This is a genomic window from Micromonospora sp. NPDC002717 (assembly GCF_040295705.1).
Lineage (GTDB): Bacteria > Actinomycetota > Actinomycetes > Mycobacteriales > Micromonosporaceae > Micromonospora.
The window spans coordinates 1-2,536 of sequence record NZ_JBEOVW010000084.1 but is presented as its reverse complement, the minus strand read 5'-3'; the positions used below and the strand labels follow the sequence as shown (position 1 = coordinate 2,536).

1 protein-coding gene is annotated in these 2,536 nt (G+C 68.9%); it reads left to right on the top strand.

Annotated elements, in window-relative coordinates; all coding sequences use genetic code 11:
• Positions 1–898 precede the first annotated feature (898 nt).
• Positions 899–2,464: a multicopper oxidase family protein gene (locus tag ABT006_RS34925; RefSeq protein ID WP_350712742.1), complete on the top strand. Its 1,566-nt coding sequence runs from the start codon at positions 899–901 to the stop codon at positions 2,462–2,464.
• Positions 2,465–2,536 lie beyond the last annotated feature (72 nt).

The following is a 2,536-nucleotide window of genomic DNA, read 5'->3' as shown; positions in this document are numbered from 1 at the left end:
TGCCCCGCGTGCTTGTCATGACCGCCGTGCCCCGCATGCATGTCATGACCGCCGTGCCCACCGGCAGATCCATGCCCCGCGTGGCCGTGGTGGCCACCGTGACCACTGGCAGATCCGTGCCGCGCGTGCTTGTCATGACCGCCGTGTCCACCGCCGGATCCGTGCCCCGCGTGGTGGTGGCCGTCGTGGCTACCCGCCGGCCGGGGACCGCCTGGATGCCCCTCATGCGGCCCACCAGGCCTCTGCTCGCCCACCTGCACCTGATGCCCGTGGTGCCGCGCCTCATCGGTCAGGTGCGCCGGGTCCGTATGGGTCGTGTGTTCGTGTCTCATGCCGTCCACCTCCACCAGCACCATATACCCCCTAGGGGTATATGGCAACTCGCCGGCCACGCCCCACCCTTCCCTGCTGCAGCGGGGTTCGGGGAGCTCGACGGGCAGCAGGGAACCCTACCCCTACCCCCAAGCCGTATCGCATCTTTTTTGCCGGAGGGACCGGTGCGCCCTCGCCGCGCCCCAGCCGCCGGAGTGCGAGCGAACCAGAAGACTCCAGCACCAGGCAGGACAGCAAGGACAGCCTGTCCATCCGTCCGGCTCGCCGATTGTGATCACAAGGCTGGAGATGTCGGCACATGGTCAGACAGCAGCCCCGGCCGGTGGCCGAGGCCAGTTGTGCAGACGGCGCGCGCGTGGGCCGGAGCACACATGTCTTCCACGAACGGGACGCAGTGCCAGAAACCGCCTGAGCTCGGTGGGCCTGCAGCATCATTAGACAGCCACCCAAACCGGGCAATCCCTCGTGAAACTCTCCTCGCGTCCGGCGTCGCAGCGAGACTGCACATGAGATAACCGCCGCGCCGGCAACTGCCGTCGCCGCCGTTGCCGACCGAGGAGCTGTCATGACGCCTGCCATCACCCGCCGTCGGTTGCTGGTCGGACTGGCGGGGACGGTGGGGCTGGCAGGAACCGCTGCCGCCGCCCGGGCCAGCGGTGCCCTTGAACCTCAGGCGGCTGGTCCGCAGGCCGACCTGTCAGTCCACGTCGAGGTGGCCCGCCACCGTCGTGATTCGGCCACCGTGACCGCGACACTGAACCCCCGCCCGGTCACCATCGACCTCGGCGGACCGAAGGTACCGACCTGGGGCTACGCAGACGACCTGGCCAGGCCGCTGATCAGGGCTCGCGCCGGCGATCTGATCCGGGTCGACGTCGTCAATGACCTGCCCGAAGACACCAGCATTCACTGGCACGGCGTGGCGCTGCGCAACGACATGGACGGCGTACCGGGTCTCACCCAGGCGCCGATCCCCAGCGGGGGCAGGCACCGCTACGAGTTCACAGCCCCCGACCCTGGCACGTACTTCTACCATCCGCACACGGGGCTGCAGCTCGATCGGGCGCTGTACGGCGTCCTCGTCATTGATGACCCGCAGGACGCTGGCGACTATGACCACGAGTGGATCGTGGTGCTCGACGACTGGGTCGACGGCACCGGTCGCACCCCGGAGGACGTACTCGCCGCCCTGACCGCGATGGCCGGCCACGGTGACACGCCGGGCATGGATCACGGTAGCACCGGCGACACGCCGGGCACGGGCCACGGCGCAATGGACGGCACAGGTCCCGGTGACATGGGCGGGCACGGGGACATGGGTGGAATGGAGATGATGACCTCGCCGCTGCTCGGCGGCGCCGGGGACGTCGCGTACCCGCATTACCTGATCAACGGGCGTGTCCCCGCCGCGCCCGTCACGTTCCGCGCCAGGCCCGGGCAGCGCGCGCGAATCCGGTTGGTCAACGCCGGTTCTGACACGGCGTTCCGGGTGGCACTGGGCGGGCATCGGTTGACGGTCACCCACACCGACGGCTTCCCGGTCGTCCCGACGACGGCCGATGCGGTCTTGCTCGGCATGGGCGAGCGGGTAGATGTCATGGTGGAGCTCAACGACGGGGTGTTCCCACTGGTCGCCGCCGCCGAGGGGAAGACCGGGCAAGGGCTGGCCCTGGTCCGCACCTGCGCGGGCGACCCGCCGCCGGCTACCGCTTGGCCGGCGGAGCTGGACCGGGACGTGCTGCTTACCCACACGTTGCCCGCGGCCGACAGCGTGGCGCTGACCAGGAAGCGACCGGACCGGGTGCACCGGCTGGTGCTGGGCGGGTCGATGATGCCCTATCGGTGGACGATCAACGGTGTCACCTTTGGCCACGCCGACCCGCTGCTGGTCGAGCAAGGTGAGCGGGTGCGGCTCGAATTCGTCAACAGCACGACCATGTTCCACCCCATGCACCTGCACGGGCACACCTTCGCCGTGACCGGGAGCGGTACCCGCAAGGACACCGTCATCGTCATCCCGAACCGGACGGTCACCGTCGACTTCGACGCCACCAACCCCGGTCGGTGGATGACCCACTGCCACAACGTCTACCACGGTCAGACAGGCAGGGACTGTACAAATAACGGCTGATCGACCGATCAAGGGAGAGACGCCAGATGACGACCGAGATCACCTCGGGGCAGGAACCGGCCGCAGGGTCGG

Bases quoted from the DNA above. Each gene is read 5' to 3' on its own strand.
- ABT006_RS34925 (WP_350712742.1), top strand. From the start codon at position 899: ATGACGCCTGCCATCACCCGCCGTCGGTTGCTGGTCGGACTGGCGGGG.